The sequence below is a fragment of the Streptomyces sp. NPDC055103 genome (assembly GCF_053607625.1).
Window position 1 is genome coordinate 1 of the sequence record NZ_JBSGTX010000153.1, and the last position, 2,846, is coordinate 2,846.

At 70.5% G+C, this 2,846-nt stretch carries 2 protein-coding genes and 1 pseudogene; 1 reads left to right on the forward strand and 2 read right to left on the reverse strand.

Features of this window, described 5'->3' with window-relative positions; translation table 11 throughout:
- Window positions 1–376: 376 nt before the first annotated feature.
- Complete coding sequence (locus ACWFR1_RS40075) at window positions 377–1,384, reverse strand: stage II sporulation protein M (RefSeq protein ID WP_453560958.1); 1,008 nt, start codon at window positions 1,382–1,384, stop codon at window positions 377–379.
- Window positions 1,385–1,504: 120 nt separating this feature from the next.
- Between ACWFR1_RS40075 and ACWFR1_RS40080 the strand changes: the two genes are divergently transcribed.
- On the forward strand, window positions 1,505–2,374 hold the full coding sequence (locus tag ACWFR1_RS40080) for an RDD family protein (protein WP_453560961.1): 870 nt from the start codon (window positions 1,505–1,507) through the stop codon (window positions 2,372–2,374).
- A 3-nt stretch (window positions 2,375–2,377) separates the two neighbouring features.
- Here ACWFR1_RS40080 and ACWFR1_RS40085 read toward each other — a convergent pair.
- Window positions 2,378–2,773, reverse strand: a pseudogene (locus ACWFR1_RS40085) (hypothetical protein); the annotation flags it as partial.
- Window positions 2,774–2,846 lie beyond the last annotated feature (73 nt).

The following is a 2,846-nucleotide window of genomic DNA, read 5'->3' on the forward strand; positions in this document are numbered from 1 at the left end:
ACGGACGCTTCCTTTGTACTCACCCTCTCGGGCTTTCCTCCGGGCTCTTCCTTCGTTTCCGACTCTATCAGATCTTTCCGATCCGATTTCCTCGGCGCTTTCCGGTCCCTTTTGTTTTCACTCCGGGGGCCTTTCGGCGGTTCCGACTTTATCAGAATCGTTTCGGCCGACCTAATCGGCGGCTTTCGTGATTCGGATGAGAATCGGGATGACTCCGTGGAAAGAATTCCTGACCGGAGTGAGTGAGACTCTACTTGGTTGCGGCCGAACTGTCCAGTTCCGCGCAACCGTTTGAATCTACCTCCCCACAGCCGCCGTGTCAACGGTTTTTGTGGGCACCGGAGGAGGTTAGCAGGTCAGCGGGGGCGTCCGCACATCAGGCTGCGGTGGGGAGTGCCGCGCTTCGGTCCGGTTCTTCGAGGTCGCCCGTGACGCCGGCCCGGGAGGCCCGGCCGCCCAGGATGTAGACGTAGGCGAGGAAGGCCAGCTCAGCGGCGATGCCGATGGCGATGCGGGCCCAGGTCGGCAGGCCGGAGGGGGTGACGAAGCCTTCGATCAGGCCCGAGACGAAGAGGACTAGGGCCAGGCCGATCGCCATGCCGACCGCCGCGCGTCCTTGCTCCGCGAGCGCGGCGCGGCGGGTGGTGGGGCCCGGGTCGATGACGGTCCAGCCGAGGCGGAGGCCCGTGCCGGCGGCGACGAAGACCGCCGTCAGTTCGAGCAGGCCGTGGGGAAGGATCAGGCCCAGGAAGACGTCGAGGCGGCCGGCGGAGGACATGAGGCCGATGCCGACGCCGAGGTTCAGCATGTTGAGGATGAGGATCCCCAGTACCGGGATGCCCAGGAACGCGCCCAGGACCAGGCACATGGCGGCGGCCTGGGCGTTGTTCGTCCAGACCTGGGCCGCGAAGGACGCCGCCGGGTGGCTGGAGTAGTACGTCTCGTACTGGCCGCCTGGGCGGGTCATCTCCCGGAGTTCGGTGGGGGCGCCGATCGAGGCCTGGACCTCCGGGTGCGTGCCGATCCACCAGCCGATGAGGACGGCCAGCAGGGTGGAGAGGACCGCTGTGGGGATCCACCAGTGGCGGGAGCGGTAGACGGCCGCGGGGAAACCGGCGGTGAGGAAGCGGGCGGCGTCGCGCCACGAGGAGCGGCGGGTGCCGGTGACGGTGGCGCGGGCTCGGGCGACGAGCTGGGTCAGGCGGGCCGTGAGCTGGGGGTCCGGGGCTGTGGACTGGACGATGGAGAGGTGCGTCGCCGTGCGCTGGTAGAGGGAGACGAGTTCGTCGGCCTCTGCGCCGGTGAGTTTGCCGCCCCGGCGCAGGAGGAGGTCCAGGCGTTCCCACTCGGCCCGGTGGGCGGTGACGTAGACGTCGAGGTCCATGATCGGCTGCTGCTCCAGGCCACTCGCATCGGACAGGTTCGTACTACTGCGGCGCGCTGCGGGTCAGCTTGGCAGACTGGCGTTCGGAGAGTCTCGGAGAGTCGGGGAGAGGTGGCGCCCGTGAGTGGGGTGGTGACGGGGGACGCCGTCGTGCTGGGGTTGCAGCCGGCGCGGCTGCCGAGCCGGGCGTTGGCGGTGCTCATCGACCTCGTCGTCGTGTGGGCCGTCTATCTGCTGATCATGATCGGGCTGGCCGTCGCGACGGCGTCCCTGGACGAGGCCGCGGCGACGGCTCTTTCGATCGCCGGTTTCCTGCTCGTGCTGGTGGGGGCGCCGATCGCGGTGGAGACGCTGTCGCACGGGCGGTCGCTGGGGAAGCTGGTCTGCGGGCTGCGGGTCGTACGGGACGACGGGGGGCCGATCCGGTTCCGGCACGCGCTGGTGCGGGGCGCGATGGGGGTCGTGGAGATCCTGATGACCTTCGGGGTCGTCGCCTGTATCGCCTCGCTCGTGTCCGAGCGGGGGCGGCGGATCGGTGACGTGTTCGCGGGGACCCTGGTCGTGCGGGAGCGCGTGCCCGCGGCGCGGGCCCTCGTGGTGCCTCCGCCGCCGCCGTGGCTGGTGGGGCGGTTCGCGGGGCTCGATCTGTCGGCGGTGCCGGAGAGTCTGTGGCTGGAGATACGCCAGTACCTGACCCGGGCGCGTGAGCTGGACCCCTTCGTGGGGCGGCGGCTCGCCGAGCGGCTCGCCGACGAGTTGGTGGCGCGGACCGGGACGCCTCCGCCGGCGGGGGTGCCGGCCGACGCCTTTCTGGCGGGGGTCGTCGCCGAGCGGCGGGCGCGGGATTCCCGGCGGGCGTTCGCTCCGTCCGCGGAGGGACTGCCCGCGGCTGCCGCTTCCGCTGTCGTGCCGGTCGTCGTGCCGCCCGTTGTTCCCGCCTCCGGTGAGGACGGTGGGCCTCGGGCCGGCGGGTTCGCTCCGCCCGGCTGACGGTCAGGGGAAGACCGAGGGCGGTGTTTCGAGGGCTTCGAGTTCGATGCCTGGGGCGGCGAGGACCACGTCGCCGGCGATGTGGACGGTGTGCCGCTCCCCCGTGTCCAGGGTGCTGACCTGGTACTCGTCGACGCTCAGGGGGCCGTTGTCAGTGGCGTGCGCTTCACTCTTCAGCAGGGCCCAGGACTGGTCGACCGTGAGGGGGGCGAGCACCGGATCCGTGAAGGCGACGAGCCTGACGCGGGTCTCGGGGGAAGCGGGGGTGAGCCGCAGGAGTCGCGTGATCGCGACGAGGAACGCCGGGGACGTGCCGGTGAAGGCATGGGCGCGCACATTGCCTTCGGTGGCGTGGGTTCCGGTGGGGTCCGTGCGGACCCAGGTTCGTCCTGCGCCGCGACCGGACAACGCACTTGTACGGTCCGCCCGCCGGGCGCCATCAAGGTCAGAAACGCGTCGAGATCCTGCCCCG

Coding starts and splice junctions, on each gene's coding strand:
- ACWFR1_RS40075 (WP_453560958.1), bottom strand. CDS start 1,384: ATGGACCTCGACGTCTACGTCACCGCCCACCGGGCCGAGTGGGAACGC.